Source organism: Stenotrophomonas genospecies 5, from assembly GCF_054473825.1.
In genome coordinates, this window is record NZ_JBTMUW010000002.1 from 345,729 (window position 1) to 362,579 (window position 16,851).

Below are 16,851 nucleotides of genomic sequence, written 5' to 3' on the forward strand. Positions count from 1 at the left end.
CGAGATCGGAGATGACTCTGTTTTCCCTTACTTTTCCGCAGATAGAATCTTGCAGTTTGTCAGCGCAAGAATCGCGAAGAACGCCACCGTCATGCCAATGAGCTCAAACTGAATTGAGTCCGGATGACGCTTGCAGGCTTCAAACGCAGGAACGTCCTCCACATGATCAAGGCACTCTCTGACAAGACGGTAGAGCGACGACGCCCTACTGTAGAAATAGACCAAGGCGCCGACACTTGTAGCCCTCGCCGTCAAAAGAAAGATCTTTACAAACTTGGCATTATTCACATTTTTCTTCCAGATCCTGATTGATGTTTCTTCCATAGCTGGTGGTCGCAGCTTCCATGAATGCACCCTATTGTCACCGCGATCGGGGTCTCATCTGGTCCATCCCGCTTGCATCGGCAGCTTTTGTCTTTCCGAAAAATCGAGGTAGACCGAAAGTACAAACCGACAAGTCAGCCCCTGCTTCTGAGCGTTGCGTGCGTTGTCAGGACCAACATCTCGAACAGTGCGTAGATTGCCCCCAGTGTCGCCAGATAGCTCCATCCGCTTCCGACGTTTGGACCACAGTATTCCCCGGTGAGGCAGTTGAAGAGATGTCGCAGGATCTGCAGCGCACTCCAGAGGGCTGCGCTGGTAACAGCCAGCATCGATAAAAAGATCGCTCGATTCCTAGTCGCCTAGCTCCGTTTCATGGCTAGCCTCCAGCTCCAGCCATGAACGGAGCGGGAGAATACCTACTGCGCCAAGACCAACGAATCCCAGCAGATTGATGAGAGCGCTGAATAGCAAATTGCTCATTTTTTCTCCATGCAGTTAACGCAGTAGCATGGGCCGCATCTGGGGTCATCATGTGGAGGGCCTGATGAGGTCACTGCTGGTTGCAGAAGACAATTCGACCGGCGATTAGCCGTAGGTCGCGGATATGGCCCTCGAAGCGATGTCGCCGCGCGCACTGCTCCTTGAGTGCCCGAATAACCCGTTCGACCATCCCGTTCTGCTGTGGACGATGCTGAGTGATGAACTCAACCCACAGGCGCTCCTTCCAAGTACCGCTGCAGAACTCGCTCGCATACCGTGGGAGCAGCTTCTGCAACAGCACTTGCATATCCAGGTACCGAGTAGTTCGATAACGGCCGAGCGACCTTCTCCTGACCTGATGGAATTAATTGCGTGGGACTTATTTATGGAAAATCGCAAATACCAGGCAACATGTGAGACTGCGGAGCCCGGCATCAGCAACCCCATACTTCTCATTCGCCATCCAGCTAGTCAGAGGCTGGACGGCGCCTGATCGACCATAGCTTTGCAAGCTCTGTGAGCACCAGGGCTGCAACTAGGGCCCACGAGTGCTGTTTGAAAGCGCCCGTGTACTCCAGAAAAAATAGCGACGGCATGAACAGAAGAATTCTAAATGGAGATTGAATAAAAGCGAGGTGTCGCCCTGCATTCCTCCCCTTGATCAACAGGTATCCGGACGCAACAAAAGAAGCCAGTAGAGCTACGCTCACCGCAGAAACAATGACTGGAAATGCGCTTCCATACATTTGCTGCGCTTTGATCGCATCCGATATGTCCGAAAGAAATGGAACCCGCCCCTGGTAGACGTTTGCTCCCACCATAGATGCCAAACCAATGATATCCATCCAGCCCCATAACATCAGCCAAATCGTAGTACTAGACTTGCTCGTGCCTTCAGCCCTCATGGCCCCACTCCGGATTTTTGCATAAGCTCCACGATAGTCATGTTGGTTTGATTTGGCACGCCTGGTTTCCAATGGTAGGAGTAGCCACCAACTGCCCAGCTATCCGGGCCATAAACGAATTTTTGCGTGATTCTACGCTGCGTCCCTTCCCTTATCTCGCGACGGCGCTCACCGCTTTTCTTCTCACCTTCAGGACAATCAATCTTCCACTCCTGAATGACGTCCCTCTTTGTATTCAAAAACTCATTGGGATTGGATCCCGGAATGTTTGATTCCATTCCATGCGAGACTCTGTCGTTCAGGCGATTCAGCCACCATGTGCCATAGTTTGATACAGCGTGATAGTCATATCCGATGGTTACCCATTCCAGCCCCAATGGGTCGACAAGGCTTACTGGGTTGCCATTGGCATAGGCGTAGGTATTGGCCCCACCCGCCAACCCAATCGGATCGCTCTGCACATAGCGCCCGGCGCTCGCGTCATAGTCACGGAATCCGTTGTACCAGAGCCCACTCTCACTGTCGTAGTACTGCCCCGGGAAACCAATGTTGAGCCCACCGATATCGTCCTTCAGGACGCTGCGACCGTACGCATAGTTGTATGCCTTCCACACCACCTGCTGCGCCTTGTTGGTCGCATATTCCGGCCGCCCCAGATGGTCGTTGTGAACGAATTTCACCGACCCGTTCCTGTCGATGCCAACCAGCTCACCACCGAACCACAGGTAGTTCGTCCAGGTGTTTCCGGTCTGTTCGGCCAGAAGCTGGTTCTGACCTGCATAGAAGTAGCGACTGGTCGAGCTCGCGCTGCTCTTGCCCACGCGCTGCCCCTGGGCATTGAGCAGATAGTCCGTTCGTTGCCCGCCTACGTTGCTTTGAATCATCCGGTTGAACGGGCCGTAGGTGAACGTCGAGATGCGGCTGCCCGATGTTTCGCTGATCCTGTTGCCGAGCGCATCGTACTGATACGTACGGGTGCCATCCTGGTTGATGAACTGCAGCATCCGGTTGCTGCTTGCGTCGATGACGTAGCGGGTTGCCTCTGTTTTTGCGTTGAGCGCGGTGTAGTTCCCACCCGCGTCATGGGAAAGCGTATAGGCAATGCCAGCTCGTGTCAGCGTACTCAGGCGTCCCAGTGCGTCATAGCCCAGGACCTGGCTGAGGTTGCTCGTCACATCGTCGTTGATCTTGATGATCTCGTTGTCGCCGTTGTAGCGGTATGACGTGCGGCTGAGAGCGGTGGTCTGCTGATTCCGCACCGCCTGGGCCTCCAGGCGGCCGCCCTGATCGAACGCGTAGCTGCGCGCCAGGCCGTTGCCAAAGGGCATGCGTTGCCGCGCTCCCAGGGCCGAGTAGACGCTGGATCCAATAATCTGTTGCGTCACCGTGCCCTTGGTAAGGGTCATGGACTGCGGAAAGCCTCTACTGTTGTAGACGTACTTCGCGAGCGTGCCATCGGGATAGGTGACGGTGCTGTTCCTCCCGATACTGTCATAGGTGTAGCTGACAGTTCCCTCACTCAGGGTGTTCGCCTGCGAAAGCTGGTCAGTCCGGCTTACCAGCTGTCCTGCGGCGTTGTACGTGAAGCGCGCGCTTGCACCTGGAGCCGAATGGGCACACAGACGCCCCTTGCCGTTCACGCAGTTGTCGTACGTATAGGTCTGCTGCTGCCCCTCAGCATTCTGGCTGGTCAAGCGGCCCAGCCCGTCGTACCCGTAACCGACGGTGCTGCCGTCGTTCAGAACCGTCGCAATGCGCTGGCCCGCCGCGTTGTACTCGTGGTCTGTGCGACCCGTGTCCGGACTGGTCTGCGTCCATAGCTGTCCAAATCCATCGGTCTGGTAGGTCGTTACCAGGCCGCGGGGATCGGTCACAGATGCCAGCCGGTCACCCTTGTCGTAGGCAAAGCGTGTCGTTCCGCCATTCGCATCCGTCTGTACGAGCAATCGACCCAGTGGATCATAGGAGTATCGGCTCACCCGGTTCTGGGAATCGGTGGTCTGCACCAGCCGATCCTCCAGATCATAGGCATAGCGCACATTGCGCCCCTGATCATTACGCTCGGCGACAAGCCTTCCCAGCTCGTCGTAATCGTAGTTCACGGCCGAGACGATGGTGTTGAGCCCCATCATGGCCAAAGCAATTGTGGACATGGTCTTGGCTTTCCTTAGCGGGGTTGTTCACAGAAGATCAGGTTGCAGCTTCCTGTATGGTTCTCGGCTCTGATCGTTACCTGTCCCTTAGGTCCCCAGGCGGTTGCACCGGATGCGAGCTGCCCGAAGTACTGGAACTGGGCAACTCCGCTGCCACTGTTGACCGGCGAGACGTTGATGGTGAAGGTCGCGACGGCACCAGGAGCCACCGTATTGTTGAGCCCCACGGATTGACTCGTCCGCAACGTCGTCAGCGCCAAGTAGGTGTCACCGGGGTTCCAGACAACGTTGCCGGTGTTCCGGAACTGGAACGTCACCGTGGACGTTTCACCATTGAAGATGTGCTCTGGGCCGGCTGACGCCTGCACCAGCTCAGCAGTACGCGAGATGGTTGGAACGGTGAACGTGCCGGACCGATTGATGGCCAGGTTGGGGCCGCCCCAGGGAGAGATGCCATGAACATAAAGCGGCTTTCCGCCATGAACGCTTCGTGTATTTGCATCCAATGCAAGTCCGAACCAGTAAGAGCCTTGTGATTGGCAAGCCTCTTTCACATCGTCATTCGGGATCAACATACCGGTCACACTGCCGAGGTAGGTGCCGCTCCCTGCAGGTCCACCTGCGTAGACATGAACCGTGGTCGCGGCGTTGACTCCTACCGAGCAGGCCCATCCCTGCACGGAATAGTTCCAGTTCCCATCATTCATGATCCCTGCAACATCACCGATGATGTGCGCGGTGGGAATGGAGAAGGTGCTGGAGTTGTCCAGAGCTCGGTTGTACTGCGCGCCCAGCGGAGAGTGGCCGTAGAGCGTGATCTTTTTCCCACCCAGCTGCTGGCGCTGTTCCAGCGTGAGGGGGAGCTGGAATCGATATGCGTTTCCTGTTGCCTGGCACGCGGACGCTACCTGGCTCTCGCTGGCGAGGTTCGCCTGTGCGCTGCCGAGATAGGTTCCGCCCTCCGCATAGCCATCAACCTGGATGGACGAAGCCGATCCCGAGGAGCAGGCCCAGCCTCGCACGAACCAGTTCCATTGCGCGTCGTGGGTGACCTCGTCGATTACGCCCCTGACAACGCTGTCGCTGGAATAGTCCGTCTGCGCGATTTCAGTGCGTGTGCGATTGGATGCGGTGTCATACGTGTGACGCGTCCACAGCCAGTTGCCGTCGCCAATCGGCTGAACTTCGCTCATCAGGCGCCGGCCAGCGTCGTAGCTGTATAGCGTCTTGATTCCCACAGGTGTGGTGATGCTGGCAATGTCGCCCGTCGCGTTGTACGTCGTTGTGGTCGTTGCCCAACCGGACCCTGTGTTGATCCGGTCTACCAGAACACGGCCGCGAGCGTCATAGGTGATTTCACGGACATCGCCATTGGGTCCGGTGATACGGCCCGGCTGCCCCAGTTCGTTGTAGGCGGCGTACGTCACCCTGTGCCCCAACGCGTTGGTGACACTGGACAGATCTCCCTTCGCATTGAAGGTGGACGTGATGTCGTCCTGCGCCAAGGGGCCATCTTCCTTGACGGAAGCCGTCAGTCCATTGGCGTGGTAGGTATACGTGTACTGAGTGGTTCTGGCCTGACCATTGACGCCGGCAGCACTGAGATTTCGTGTCGTGACCGAGCTGACGTTACCGCGGCTGTCATAGCTGAAGCTGGTCTCGCGATCACCAACCCGCGTTTCCTTCAGCAGATGCCGTCCCGCCGCATCCCACTGATAGAGCGTGACACGTTCCGCAGCGCTGCCAACGGCCTCGGCCTTCCTCAGCAGATTGCCATCGGGGCTGTAATCAAAATCGGTTACGTTGTCGACAAAGTCGTGAACGAGGTCAGGATTGCCATTGGCATCGTAGGTGCGTTCCTTGTAACTGGCGGGACAGGTCGTTGATCGGTTGCCGGTCACCGACACCTGGCGTCCGTCCTCATAGGCATACGTTGTGGTGCGACCGAGTGGATTGGTCTCGCTGACCTTCAGTTTGACCGGACGGGTCCGCTCCCCGGCGGCGGCCAACAGCACGCCTTGGGCGCTCGGGTCGGCGGCGATTTGAACTGGGCCGCCGGGCAAGGACCGGGGCTGGATGCAGATATTGCCCTGGCCCGGTCTGTACTCACACCAGCCCGTCTCTTCGTTGCCCCGGATGCCGCCTGGATGCACTGGCGCTGGAGGGACCGCCACCGGCGCGCTGCTCTCGATGGCGTAACTGAAGGTGTGCCGCTCGATACCACCGGCATGTTCCGAGAGCGTTGCTCGCCTGTTGGCATCGTAGGCGAAAGTAGAGTAGCGCACGCCGTTGTAGGACTTGCCGGTGAAGCCACCTGGATATCGCGCGTCCTCGTAGTGGTAGCTGATCGTGGTCTGCGGCGAACCCGGTAGGGTTGCGCTGGCAAGACGCGCACGCCCCGTGCCGAACGCATTCGGGGTATAGGTGTACTGGTAGACGTTGCCCGCAGGATCCTTGACCTGTGTCAGCGATCCGTTGGACCAGACGAACTGAATGCTGCGGCCGGAGGAATGCGTAACCTTCTGCAGATACTTGTCGCTGTACGTGAATGTCCAGAAGACGCCCTGCTCATTGCGAAGCTCGGTAATGTATCCAGCGGCGTCGTACCGCTCGCTGCCCAGCTCCTCGTTGTACAGGGTGAAGCTGCCATCGCTGTTCTTTGTCAGGTAGGCGATCGGCTTGGCACGATCCTCGTTCCAGCGCCCGTTCGCTTCGCTCCAGACGAACTTGAGCCTGCGACCGTCCGGCCGCTGTGCCCAGGCCGTCTTCTGCGCGTTCGAGAATGCGATGCTGTAGTCGAAGTTGCTGATCCAGTGGTTGCCAAACAGGCCCGCAGCACTCCAGTGATGGTTGTAGGTGCGCTCCAGGTACAGGCCCATCTCCCCACCAACGGTGAAGTCCCGTTCGATTTCGACCTTGTTGCCGGTGTAGAGCACGACGGGGTTGCCCTTGCGCTCGCCGCAGTCATCACGACGATCGTCGGTTTCCTGTTCCACCGCTGTCCTGGCAGGCATCGACGCGTCCGAGTGGTAGGACACCCCTATGCCAATCGAGATGACACCTGAAGTGCCAACTGATGGACCACGCAGATGGGTAACGGTGATCTTGTCCAGATCCTTGATTCCGGAGTCCCCGTTGTTGTTCTGATAGAAGATCCTGGTTGCCTTTTTCGCGGACGCAGGAGGAGCCAGGAGGAAGCCCGACATCAGCACGGGCAGCAGAAGTGCGGCGGTGGTAGACACGCCTTTCGAACGGAGCTTCATGCTCGCTTTTATTCCTTGTGTTGCCGGATCTGGAGTCGCATTCGCCTGAACCGTGGGTTCAGGAGGAAGTGGATAGTAATCTGGAGTTCACACAGTTGAACAGAGCGATGTGTGCAGTCGCGATGTCGTATCCGTCGCCGAGGCGCAGATCGCGATCACGGTTTTCCATATGCGTTCCGCAGTAGCGCACTACTTCAGAACAACGACCCCTGAGGCGAATCCACCTTCGGCGGCAGCGGCTTCTGGAAGCGGCTGCAATCCAGTTTCGGCCAGTGGCTGTTCTGGGCGTCGAAGCCCAGGCGCTTGCGCGCCAGCTTGAAGCGGTTGTTCAACAGATCCGCATAGACCCCCTGACCCCGCATGCGCGTGCCGAAGCGGCTGTCATAGTCCTTGCCACCGCGCAGTTGCTGGATGGTGCTCATCACGTGCGCGGCGCGATCCGGATGGTGGGCGTCCAGCCAGTCGCGGAACAGCGGTGCAACCTCCAGAGGCAGGCGCAGCAGCACATAGCCGGCAGTACGCGCGCCCGACGCGTGCGCCGCTTCGAGCACGCCTTCCAGTTCACTGTCATTGATCCACGGAATCACCGGCGCAACCATCACGCCAACCGGAATGCCCGCCTCGTGCAGACGCTTCATCGCGCGCAGGCGCGCGTGCGGTGCAGAGGCGCGCGGCTCGAGCTTCGCCGACAGGCGTGGATCCAGCGAAGTCACCGAGAAATGCACGCTGACCAGGTTCTCTGCCGCCAGTGGCGCAAGCAGGTCGATATCGCGCTCGACCAGCGCGTTCTTGGTGATCAGCGAGAACGGATGCTTCGTCTCCAGCATCACCTCGATCAACTGACGGGTCAGCTTGAACTTGCGCTCGATCGGCTGGTACGCATCGGTATTGATGCCGAGCGCGATCGGTTGCGGGACGTAGCCTGGCCGGGACAGCTCCTTGCGCAGCAGCTGCGGCGCATTGGTCTTGGCAAACAGCTTGGTCTCGAAATCCAGGCCCGGCGACAGGTTCAGATAGGCATGCGACGGGCGCGCGAAGCAGTAGGAACAACCGTGCTCGCAGCCACGATACGGATTGACCGACTGGCTGAAGCCTACGTCCGGGGAGGTATTGCGGCTGATGATGCTGCGCGCGGTTTCAGCGCGTACCTCGGTGCGCAGACGGGGGGCCGCGAACTCTTCGCTTTCATCCACGTCCCAGCCGTCGTCCACTGCCTCGCTGACGGTGCTCTCGAAGCGCCCGGCAAGGTGGGAGCTGGACCCTCGGCCTTTGATCGCGATACCCATGTGGGTAGCCTACGCCGCTGCCGTCTCAGCGGCTGCGACAACAGTATTGGCCCCGCCGGGCAGGGTCCGGCGCTACCTCAGAGCAGCGCCAGATAGCCCCGAACGGTCGCATCCAGCCCGTCATACAGGGCCTCGCCGATCAGCGCATGCCCGATCGAGACCTCCAGCACCTCCGGCACGTTCGCCAGGAAGTCACGCAGGTTGTCCTGCGACAGATCATGGCCGGCGTTCACACCAAGCCCAACGGCCTGCGCGCGGCGCGCGGCCGTGGCGAACAGCGCCAGCATCGCTGCGGCGTCGCCTGCGGCGTGCGCTTCGGCATAGGGTCCGGTGTACAGCTCGATGCGATCGGCGCCGACCTCGGCCGCCTGTTCCAGCAGCGGGTTGCCGGCATCGACGAACAGGCTGACCCGGCAGCCCATCGCCTTCAGCTCGGCCACCAGCGGACGCAGGCGCTCGCCGTCGCGCTCGAAGTCGAAACCGTGGTCGGAGGTGATCTGGCCATCGCCGTCCGGCACCAGGGTGGCCTGCGCCGGACGCGTCTGCGCGCACAGCGGCAGCAGCCCCGGGTAGCCGTCGCGTGGCGGTGCGAAGGGATTGCCTTCGATGTTGAATTCGACGCCACGGACGCGGGTCAGCGTGGACAGCGCCATTACGTCCTCGGCGGTGATATGACGTCGATCGGGTCGCGGATGCACGGTGATGCCATGGGCGCCGGCATCCAGGCAGGCCTGGGCGGCACGCACCACATCGGGTTCGGCACCACCGCGCGAATTGCGCAGGACGGCGATCTTGTTGACGTTGACACTGAGCTGGGTCATCGAACGGTACTACTTGGAAAGAGGGGACGGATCGTGTTCGTCGCGTTGATCCGCGCCACGGGCCTCGGCCTGCTCACGCAGGCGGCGCAGCTCGTCGGCATCGATCAGGGTTGAGGGATCACTCTGCAGATCACCGAACCGGGCCACGTAGCGGCCACGCACCCAGGCCAGCAGGAAGGCGAGGGCCGCCAGCAGCGCCAGCGCCATCAGCCCCGGGCTTGGGGTTTTCAGCGCGAAGGCGAAACAGCCCAGCGCCGGCAGCAGGTACAACCAGTACATAGTCAGGCTCCCCGGATGATCGCCGCAGTGTAGCGCCGCCTTACAGCAGCGGCGAGGCCAGGCGCGCGAAGGCCTCGGGCAGGCGTTGCAGCCACAGCGAGCGGGCCGCGGCCTGGTCGTGCACGCGGGTAGCGCGCTCGAACTCGGCCTCCAGCAGGCCCGCCAGGGCGGCCACCCGCTCGCGGTCGCTGATCATCATCGACAGTTCGAAGTTCAGGCGGAAGCTGCGATGGTCGAAGTTGGCACTGCCGACGATGCAGACGTCGTCGTCGGCGATGAAGGCCTTGGTGTGCAGCATGCGGGGGCCGTACTCGTAGATCTTCACCCCGGCGTGCAGCAGCTCGTCGAAGTAGGACCGTGCGGCCTGGGTCACGAACCAGGAATCGCTCATCTTCGGCACCAGCAGGCGCACGTCCAGTCCCCCCAGCGCGGCCGAGGTCAGCGCCATCCGCGCGGCTTCGCCCGGCACGAAGTAGGGCGTGACCAGCCACACGCGCTCCTGCGCTTCCTGGATGGCCGCCACGTGGAGCCGGTGGATGGTCTCCCAGCCCGAGTCCGGGCCGGACACCAGCACCTGTGCGTTGATCGAGCCTTCGCCGCGGAGCGGCATGTCCGCCGGCCACATCCGCGCGATGTCGAAATGCGAGTGGTCCTGACCGCTGGCGTAGAGCCAGTCCTCGGCAAACACCAGTTGCAGGCTGCGGACCACGTGACCGCGGATGCGCATGTGCAGGTCGCGATAGGCGTTGGCGTTGCGGCTCTCATCCTCGTCATCGGTGATGTTGATGCCGCCGGTGAAGGCGAGGCGGCCATCGACGATCACCAGCTTGCGGTGGGTGCGCAGGTTCAGCCACGGTCGCTTGAAGGGCTTCAGCAGCTGGCGGGGATGGAACCAGACCGCTTCACCGCCGGCGTCGAGCAGCGGCTGCAGGAAGCGTCGCGGCACCGCGGACGAGCCCACTGCATCGAGCAGCAGCCGCACCTGCACGCCGGCGCGGGCACGTTCGACCAGGGCATCACGCAGTGCGGTTCCGGCATGGTCGGGATTGAAGATGTAGTACTCCAGATGCACGTGGTCACGCGCCTGCGCCACCGCTTCCAGCAGCGCGGCATAGGTCGCCGCGCCATCGACCAGCCAGGTCACTTCGGTGGCACTGCTCGGCGCCAGTCCGGTGGTGGCCTGGGCGATCTTGGCCAGCTCGGTGCAATCGGCATCGGGCGGGCAGACGTCGCTGTAATGCTCCATCCCCGATCGCGCGCGGCCACGACGCAGGCGCTGCCGCTTCACCTTCTGCGGACCGAGCAGGTAATAGATGAAAAGGCCGAGGTAGGGCAGCAGGGCCAGCGACAGGATCCAGCTCAGCGTGGCTACCGGTTCGCGCTTCTGCAGCATGATCCAGCCCGCCAGCGCGAGCAGGTACAGCAGGTAGGCCACGGCCAGGATCGAACCCAGGTGGGCAATGCCATCAAGCCAGTGGCGGAGGGAGTCGAAGAGGGCGAGCATGCGCCGATCATAGCGGGCGCGTGAAGTCAGAGGGGGTCAGATCCCTTTTCCGCAGGGAAAGGGATCTGACCCCGTCGGGCTTCGCAGGCACAAAAAAGACGCCCCTGTCTCCAGGGGCGTCTGCAGTCGCGTCATGACTGTTGTGTTGCGGTATTGCGTTTACTGCTGTACGAAGCCGATCTTCTTCATCTGAGCATTCTTCGCGGCAGCCAGAACCTTGGCCATCACGTCGTACTCGGAATCCGGGCTTGCATCGATCCGCAGTTCCGGCTGGTTGGTCGGGTCACGCTGGACCTCCTGTTCCATCCGCTGCTGCAGCTCGCTGGTGCTGATCGGGCTGTTGTTCCACGAGACCTGGTTGCTGGCGTCGATCTTCAGTTCGATCGGCGGCGGCGGTTCGACCAGCTGCGGCGGTGGGTTGAGCACGCGCTGCGGCAGGTCCACGGCGATCGGGTAGGTCATGATCGGCGCGGTCACGATGAAGATGATCAGCAGCACCAGCATCACGTCCACGAGGGGCGTGACGTTGATGTCGGCCATGGGGCCCTTGCCACCACCACTACTGAATGCCATGGCTTATTGCCCCTTTTCTTTGGTCGCGACGAAGCCGACGTCCAGCATGCCCTGCTCCTGCGCGACCTTGGTCAGGTCGTTGATGACGCGCATCTTGGTGGTGCGGTCACCACGCAGGTTCAGCGGCGGCTGCGGGGTCTGCTGGGCGGCGGTCGCCAAGCGCGACTCGAGCGTCTGCTTGGTGATTTCTTCGTCGTTCCAGTAGATCGAGCCGTCTTCCTTGACTGCCAGGGTGATCGGACCGGAGCGCTTTTCGGCGTCATCCGGATTCTGGATCAGGTTGGCTTCCGGCAGATCCACCTTGACCTTGTGGGACATCAGGGGCGCCGTGATGATGAAGATGATCAGCAGCACCAGCATCACGTCCACGAGGGGCGTAACGTTGATGTCGGCCATGGGGCCGCCGCTGTTACCACTACTGAAAGCCATAACGGGCTCCGTCTAGATCTTGATGACTACTTGCTTCGTCGCGGGTGGAAGCGCGCCGCAATCAGCGGACGCGCGAACCGGTGGCGAAGAAGTCGTGCAGGTCGTGCGCGAAGGTATCGAACTTGCTGATGGTCGCGCTGTTGATCTTGCTGAAGAAGTTGAAGGCGAACACGGCCGGGATCGCGACGAACAGACCGATCGCGGTCATGATCAGCGCTTCACCCACCGGGCCGGCAACGGCGTCGATCGAAGCGGAGCCGGTGGCACCGATCTTGATCAGCGCGCCGTAGATGCCCCACACGGTACCCAGCAGACCGACGAACGGAGCGGTCGCGCCGACGGTGGCCAGCAGGGTCATGCCCGACTGCAGCTTGTTGCTTTCGCGGGTGACGGCCTGACGCAGGGCGCGGTCGACGAATTCCGAACGGCTCAGGTTCTCACCCAGGCCACCGGTACCGCCGCCTTCAGCGCGCTGGTGATGGGCAGCTGCCTGGGCAGCGTCCAGGGCGATCTTCGAGAACGGCTCCGAAGCCGGCTGCTCTTCCATCGCACGGATGGCGTCCTGCGCGTTCGGGGTGTCCCAGAACAGGCTGACGACGCGATCGGCAGCGCTCTTCAGGCGGGTGGCGCGGAAGATGTTGATGACGGTCCAGTACCAGGACATGGCCGACATGATCACCAGGGTCAGCAGCACGACCCAGGAAACAGCGAAATCACCCGGCTTGGTGGTCATTTCGTGGATCAGGTGCTCGAAGCCCATCTGCGACAGGGCGTTGGACGGATTGCCCCCGGCAGCAGCGGCGATGAAAATTTCCTGCAGCATGACGCTTACCTTTGTTGTGTGTGGTGATAAAGGGTGTAGCTAAGCTAAACAATCGAACTGGAGCGGGGGTGGCCCGAAGCCACCCGAACGCATCAGTTCAGCGCAAAGTTGACCGGGACGCGAACGCGACCTGCCGTCTTCTTACCGCCAGATTCAGCGGCGTTGAAGCGCCACTTGCGTGCTGCTTCCATCGCAGCACGGTCCAGGTCGCGGTTACGGCTGGACTTTTCCACCGTGACATTGGTGACGTTGCCGCTGGCATCGACATCAATGATCAGGATCACTTCACCCTGGATACCTGCGCGGAATGCTGCCGGCGGATAACGCGGGGGATTCATCGCCTTGGACGAGATGTCCACGCTGGCCTCGATCGACGCCGGCGGGCTTGGCGGCGACGGCGGGGTCGGCGGAGTGACGATATCGTTCGGACGCGGTTCCGGCACGTCCACGACCGGCGCCTGCGGCGGCGGCGGGACCGGCGACGGCTTCGGCGGCGACAGATTCTTCACCGGCGGCGGCGGAGTATCTGTCGGCGGCGGCGGCGGCGGCGGCGGGGGCGGCGGCGGCGGTGCGTCGACGATGGTCACCATCACATTGCGTTCCTTCTCCGCAGCGGCCTTGGGAGCCACGGCAGGGATCAGAAGCATCATGAAGGCGGCCAGATGCAGGGCGATTACAAACGCGATGCCGACGATGCGAGGCCAGCTCAGCCCCTTGTCATCGGGTTGTTCGTACCGGTGAACGACTAGTTGTTCCGTCATGCGCCAAGAGCTCAATAGTGGGGCCGGGATGCCGGGGGCGGAATCCCTGATCAGCGGTGCATGACACCGCAGGAACCTCCAAGCTTATACCAATCCTGAGCGCCTGCGCATCAACTGAGCAGGCGTTCAGGCGTTATTCCTACTTACTTCAGGTTGATGATTTTCTTGGCATCAGCCTGGTTCTTCACGCCCTTCGCCAGCGCCTGCTGGGCGGCCTGCTTGGCCTCGGGGACGCGACCTTCGGCATGCAGGACGCGTGCCAGGTTCAGGTAGGTCTCACCGTCCTTGGACAGCGGGGCGGCCTTCTGCCACGCATCGATCGCCTGCGGCACCTGGTCGGAGTAGTAGTAGGACTGGGCCAGCGCCAGGTAGACCTGGTAATCCGGCTTCAGGATGCCCTTCTGCAACCCTTCGTTGATGACCGCGATGACGTCCTTTTCCTTGTTCTCGGTGTTGGCATAGATCGAGTACAGCTGCTTGTACTCGCGCTCTTCGGTGAGCTGGCCGCTGCTGCGCAGCTTGTCCATCACCGCGGCGGCCTTGGGCATCTGGTCGGCCTGCATGTACATGTTGGCCAGATTCAGCTGCGCCTTCTTGTCGTTCGGGTTCTTCGCCGCCAAGGCCTCGGCGGCCTGCACGGCTTCACCGGTCTGGCCGGCCTCGGACAGGGCGGCCATCAGCAGCTGGTTCCAGCTGTCCTTCGGCTCGGTGGAGCCGGCGATGGCCTGCTTCAGCACCGGGATCGCTTCCTGGTAGCGCTCCAGCTGGTACAGCGCCTGGCCCTTGGCGATCAGCTCGTCCGGCTTGGTCGACTTGCTCTCGGCGAAGTACTTGTCCAGGGTTGCCAGGCCTTCGGCGGTCTGGTCTTCCTGCAGCTGCAGCTGGCCCAGCATCAGCATCGACTGGAAGTGGCCGTTGTTGTCCAGGCCGTTGAACTGCAGCACCTGCTTCAGGTAGGCGATGGCGGCGGCGACGTCGTCGGTCTGGTAGGCGGCCTGCGAAGCCAGCTGCGCGGCCAGCGACTTGTCGTACTCGTTCGCGGCGCTGTCAGCCAGGATCGCGTCGGCCTGGGTGCGGGTCTCCGGGAACTTTTCCTTGTTGTAGCTGTCTACCAGTTTCTGCAGCTTGCCACCCATCTTGGCCGAGGACTTGGCCGCCGGCTCCTGGCGGGTCGCATTGGGGTACAGCGGTTCGGCCTTGGCCTGCTTGCTGCTGCCGCCGCGGTTGCCACGGTCGGAGGAACGCGAGGACTGCGCGAGCGCATCGGTGACCACGGCGCCGGTCAGGGCGGTCGCGACGAGGACGGAAAGCACAGCTTTGTGTTTACGGAAAATCATCGTTCACCTCGATCGAACCGCCGGATAGCGGCAAAGTCGGACTGTCAGAAAAATCTGAGCCGCCAAACGTATCAGAAACAGATGGCGTGAGAAATCGTTTTATGTGCTGCAATACAGCATGAAACTGCGCACTCATCCGCACTTTGGTCGCAGTCCGGCCGCCTGCGCCTGCTGGTAGACCGGCATCAGGGCAGGGGAATCACGTCGCAGCTCCTGGATCCGGTTGGCCGGATCGGGGTGGGTGGACAGCCATTGCGGGCTGCGTCCGCCGCTGGCGGCCATCATGTTCTGCCACAGGTCCACCGCCTGCGCCGGGTTGAAACCGGCCTGTGCCATCAGCCGCTGGCCGATCACGTCCGCCTCGCTTTCCTGGGTCCGCGAGCCCGGCAGCAGGAACGCCGTCTGTGCCCCCATGCCGCCAAGCTGGTTGACCGTGCTGGCCGCGCCTTCGCCATAGGCAGCGCCGGCCAGTGCGCCGAGTACCGCCAGGCCGGTCTGCGCGCCCATCTGCCGGGTGATGCGCTCCTCGTGGTGACGGGCGATGACATGGCCGATCTCGTGGCCGATGACGGCCGCCAGCTGGTCCTGGTTCCTGGCTACGGTGAAGATGCCGGTGTTCACGCCCACCTTGCCGCCAGGCAGGGCGAAAGCGTTGGGTTCCTTGTCGACGAACACGGCGGTTTCCCAGCGTACGCCACGGTATTGTGGAGGCAGCTGGGCGACCAGCGCGTTGACCACGCACTGCACGTAGCCGTTCTGCCGGCCGTCCGTGCTGATCTTTTCCTTCTGCTTCGTCTCGGCGAACGCCTGCGCGCCGAGCTGGTCAAGCTGTGCCTGCGAGACGCCACCGATCATCTGCCGCCGTCCGGTCGGCGATGTGGTGGTCGCGCAGGCGCTGACCAGGGTGGTGATGACAAGGGCCAGCAGCAGTTGTTTCATGGGTCCACCCCCGTGTTCATGAGCGCAGTGTGTATCGTCGCTGCTTAATCTTTCGTCAAGCGGACAGCCGTTACGTCGCGCCGAAGAACACCAGCGCCACCAGTGCCACGGCATTGTTCAGGGCATGTGCGGCGATGGCCGCCCACAGCGTTCCGGTACGGCGGTACAGCCAGCAGAATGCAGCGCCCATGCCGCCGTAGACCAGCCAGAGCTGGGCGATCTCGGCCGGGCCGTTGGCGCTGGTGCCGGGAATTTCATGGATCAGGGCGAAGGCAAGGCTGCTCAGTATCATGCCCAGCCAGGGGCGACCGGCCTGCCACAAGCGCCCGAACAGGACGCGCCGGAACAGCAGTTCCTCGTAGGCCGGCGCCAGCACCACCGCGAACAGCATCAGGAACAGCGGAAAGCGCGCGACCGCGTTCTGCATCAGTTCCACGTTGGTCGGCACCGGTTCGATGCCGAACTGCCGGGACAGGAAGGCGATGCCGTTGCTGCCCACTACGATCAACGTGGCCACCAGCAGCGTCCAGCCCCAGGTGGAGGGGCGGCGCAGCGCGTCACGCGATGCCTGGCGTTCGGCCGCATTGGCCGGTCGTCGCCAGAAATACAGCAGCAGGGCGGCGCCGCCGGTAGCGAACAGCGCCATCAGGATCTGCGCCAGGGCACCCGGCTGGCCCAGTGCTTCGGTCAGGGTGCCGGGATCAGGTGCGGCGCCGTTGGCCTTCGCGTTTGCGTAGCCGACCATCATCCCGCGGTACAGGCCCCAGAACAGGCCACTGATCAGGCTCAGGCCGAACAGGGTGACGGCGGCGATGCCCAGATCGATGAAGAATCCCGCCAGCGGCGAAGCGGCGCGGGGGGCGGCGGTCGCCGGCGGAACCGGCGGCGGTGCGGAAACCGGAGCGGAAGCGGACATCAGATACCTGCGATCAAGGGGCAAGGGCCGGCGCGCCTCCCCGCGCACCGGCCACGTC

The 16,851-nt window shown here is 61.9% G+C and carries 15 protein-coding genes; all 15 read right to left on the bottom strand.

Translation table 11 applies throughout. The features are described 5' to 3' along the window. Positions 1 to 27 precede the first annotated feature (27 nt). The 15 genes from ACX9OW_RS16735 to ACX9OW_RS16805 all read right to left on the bottom strand — a co-directional run bounded on the left by ACX9OW_RS16735 (position 28) and on the right by ACX9OW_RS16805 (position 16,793). Entirely contained in the window at positions 28 to 288 is a 261-nt protein-coding gene (locus tag ACX9OW_RS16735) for a hypothetical protein (protein WP_154582414.1), read from the bottom strand. 983 nt (positions 289 to 1,271) lie between these two features. Further along, complete coding sequence (locus tag ACX9OW_RS16740; protein WP_459062588.1) at positions 1,272 to 1,709, bottom strand: hypothetical protein; 438 nt, start codon at positions 1,707 to 1,709, stop codon at positions 1,272 to 1,274. Further along, the gene (locus tag ACX9OW_RS16745; protein ID WP_459062589.1) at positions 1,706 to 3,862 is read right to left on the bottom strand and encodes an RHS repeat-associated core domain-containing protein; all 2,157 of its coding nucleotides are present in this window, start codon (positions 3,860 to 3,862) and stop codon (positions 1,706 to 1,708) included. Before ACX9OW_RS16745 ends, ACX9OW_RS16740 begins: the two co-directional genes overlap by 4 nt. A gap of 14 nt (positions 3,863 to 3,876) precedes the next feature. Further along, a complete protein-coding gene (locus ACX9OW_RS16750) occupies positions 3,877 to 7,125 on the bottom strand; it encodes a DUF6531 domain-containing protein (RefSeq protein ID WP_459062590.1) in 3,249 nt (1,082 codons plus the stop codon). A gap of 194 nt (positions 7,126 to 7,319) precedes the next feature. After that, positions 7,320 to 8,411, bottom strand: a complete 1,092-nt coding sequence (locus ACX9OW_RS16755; RefSeq protein ID WP_065174073.1) for a PA0069 family radical SAM protein — start codon at positions 8,409 to 8,411, stop codon at positions 7,320 to 7,322. A 77-nt stretch (positions 8,412 to 8,488) separates the two neighbouring features. Continuing rightward, positions 8,489 to 9,232, bottom strand: coding sequence for a pyridoxine 5'-phosphate synthase (locus ACX9OW_RS16760; RefSeq protein WP_111187091.1), 744 nt, complete (start codon positions 9,230 to 9,232; stop codon positions 8,489 to 8,491). Positions 9,233 to 9,241: 9 nt separating this feature from the next. Then, the gene (locus ACX9OW_RS16765; protein WP_053517208.1) at positions 9,242 to 9,511 is read right to left on the bottom strand and encodes a hypothetical protein; all 270 of its coding nucleotides are present in this window, start codon (positions 9,509 to 9,511) and stop codon (positions 9,242 to 9,244) included. A 40-nt stretch (positions 9,512 to 9,551) separates the two neighbouring features. Continuing rightward, positions 9,552 to 11,015, bottom strand: a complete 1,464-nt coding sequence (gene cls / locus ACX9OW_RS16770) for a cardiolipin synthase (RefSeq protein ID WP_065182132.1) — start codon at positions 11,013 to 11,015, stop codon at positions 9,552 to 9,554. Between the two features lie 159 nt (positions 11,016 to 11,174). Then, positions 11,175 to 11,588 carry an ExbD/TolR family protein gene (locus ACX9OW_RS16775; protein WP_053517211.1) on the bottom strand — a complete coding sequence of 138 codons (414 nt, stop codon included), beginning with the start codon at positions 11,586 to 11,588 and terminating at the stop codon, positions 11,175 to 11,177. 3 nt (positions 11,589 to 11,591) lie between these two features. After that, the gene (locus ACX9OW_RS16780; protein ID WP_053517212.1) at positions 11,592 to 12,017 is read right to left on the bottom strand and encodes an ExbD/TolR family protein; all 426 of its coding nucleotides are present in this window, start codon (positions 12,015 to 12,017) and stop codon (positions 11,592 to 11,594) included. 61 nt (positions 12,018 to 12,078) lie between these two features. Beyond that, on the bottom strand, positions 12,079 to 12,840 hold the full coding sequence (gene exbB, locus ACX9OW_RS16785; RefSeq protein WP_053517213.1) for a TonB-system energizer ExbB: 762 nt from the start codon (positions 12,838 to 12,840) through the stop codon (positions 12,079 to 12,081). Between the two features lie 92 nt (positions 12,841 to 12,932). Continuing rightward, positions 12,933 to 13,601, bottom strand: coding sequence for an energy transducer TonB (locus ACX9OW_RS16790; RefSeq protein WP_053517215.1), 669 nt, complete (start codon positions 13,599 to 13,601; stop codon positions 12,933 to 12,935). Positions 13,602 to 13,744: 143 nt separating this feature from the next. Next, on the bottom strand, positions 13,745 to 14,938 hold the full coding sequence (locus ACX9OW_RS16795; RefSeq protein WP_053517216.1) for a tetratricopeptide repeat protein: 1,194 nt from the start codon (positions 14,936 to 14,938) through the stop codon (positions 13,745 to 13,747). Between the two features lie 132 nt (positions 14,939 to 15,070). Next, on the bottom strand, positions 15,071 to 15,877 hold the full coding sequence (locus tag ACX9OW_RS16800; protein ID WP_053517217.1) for a M48 family metallopeptidase: 807 nt from the start codon (positions 15,875 to 15,877) through the stop codon (positions 15,071 to 15,073). A 70-nt stretch (positions 15,878 to 15,947) separates the two neighbouring features. Next, entirely contained in the window at positions 15,948 to 16,793 is an 846-nt protein-coding gene (locus ACX9OW_RS16805; protein ID WP_053517218.1) for a CPBP family intramembrane glutamic endopeptidase, read from the bottom strand. Positions 16,794 to 16,851: the final 58 nt, after the last annotated feature.

Excerpts from the sequence above, each read along its gene's own strand:
- ACX9OW_RS16740 (WP_459062588.1), bottom strand. The coding sequence starts at position 1,709 with ATGAGGGCTGAAGGCACGAGCAAGTCTAGTACTACGATTTGGCTGATG.
- ACX9OW_RS16805 (WP_053517218.1), bottom strand. The coding sequence starts at position 16,793 with ATGTCCGCTTCCGCTCCGGTTTCCGCACCGCCGCCGGTTCCGCCGGCG.
- ACX9OW_RS16780 (WP_053517212.1), bottom strand. The coding sequence starts at position 12,017 with ATGGCTTTCAGTAGTGGTAACAGCGGCGGCCCCATGGCCGACATCAAC.
- ACX9OW_RS16755 (WP_065174073.1), bottom strand. The coding sequence starts at position 8,411 with ATGGGTATCGCGATCAAAGGCCGAGGGTCCAGCTCCCACCTTGCCGGG.
- ACX9OW_RS16745 (WP_459062589.1), bottom strand. The coding sequence starts at position 3,862 with ATGTCCACAATTGCTTTGGCCATGATGGGGCTCAACACCATCGTCTCG.
- ACX9OW_RS16790 (WP_053517215.1), bottom strand. The coding sequence starts at position 13,601 with ATGACGGAACAACTAGTCGTTCACCGGTACGAACAACCCGATGACAAG.
- exbB (WP_053517213.1), bottom strand. The coding sequence starts at position 12,840 with ATGCTGCAGGAAATTTTCATCGCCGCTGCTGCCGGGGGCAATCCGTCC.
- ACX9OW_RS16800 (WP_053517217.1), bottom strand. The coding sequence starts at position 15,877 with ATGAAACAACTGCTGCTGGCCCTTGTCATCACCACCCTGGTCAGCGCC.
- cls (WP_065182132.1), bottom strand. The coding sequence starts at position 11,015 with ATGCTCGCCCTCTTCGACTCCCTCCGCCACTGGCTTGATGGCATTGCC.
- ACX9OW_RS16750 (WP_459062590.1), bottom strand. The coding sequence starts at position 7,125 with ATGAAGCTCCGTTCGAAAGGCGTGTCTACCACCGCCGCACTTCTGCTG.
- ACX9OW_RS16765 (WP_053517208.1), bottom strand. The coding sequence starts at position 9,511 with ATGTACTGGTTGTACCTGCTGCCGGCGCTGGGCTGTTTCGCCTTCGCG.
- ACX9OW_RS16795 (WP_053517216.1), bottom strand. The coding sequence starts at position 14,938 with ATGATTTTCCGTAAACACAAAGCTGTGCTTTCCGTCCTCGTCGCGACC.
- ACX9OW_RS16775 (WP_053517211.1), bottom strand. The coding sequence starts at position 11,588 with ATGGCATTCAGTAGTGGTGGTGGCAAGGGCCCCATGGCCGACATCAAC.
- ACX9OW_RS16760 (WP_111187091.1), bottom strand. The coding sequence starts at position 9,232 with ATGACCCAGCTCAGTGTCAACGTCAACAAGATCGCCGTCCTGCGCAAT.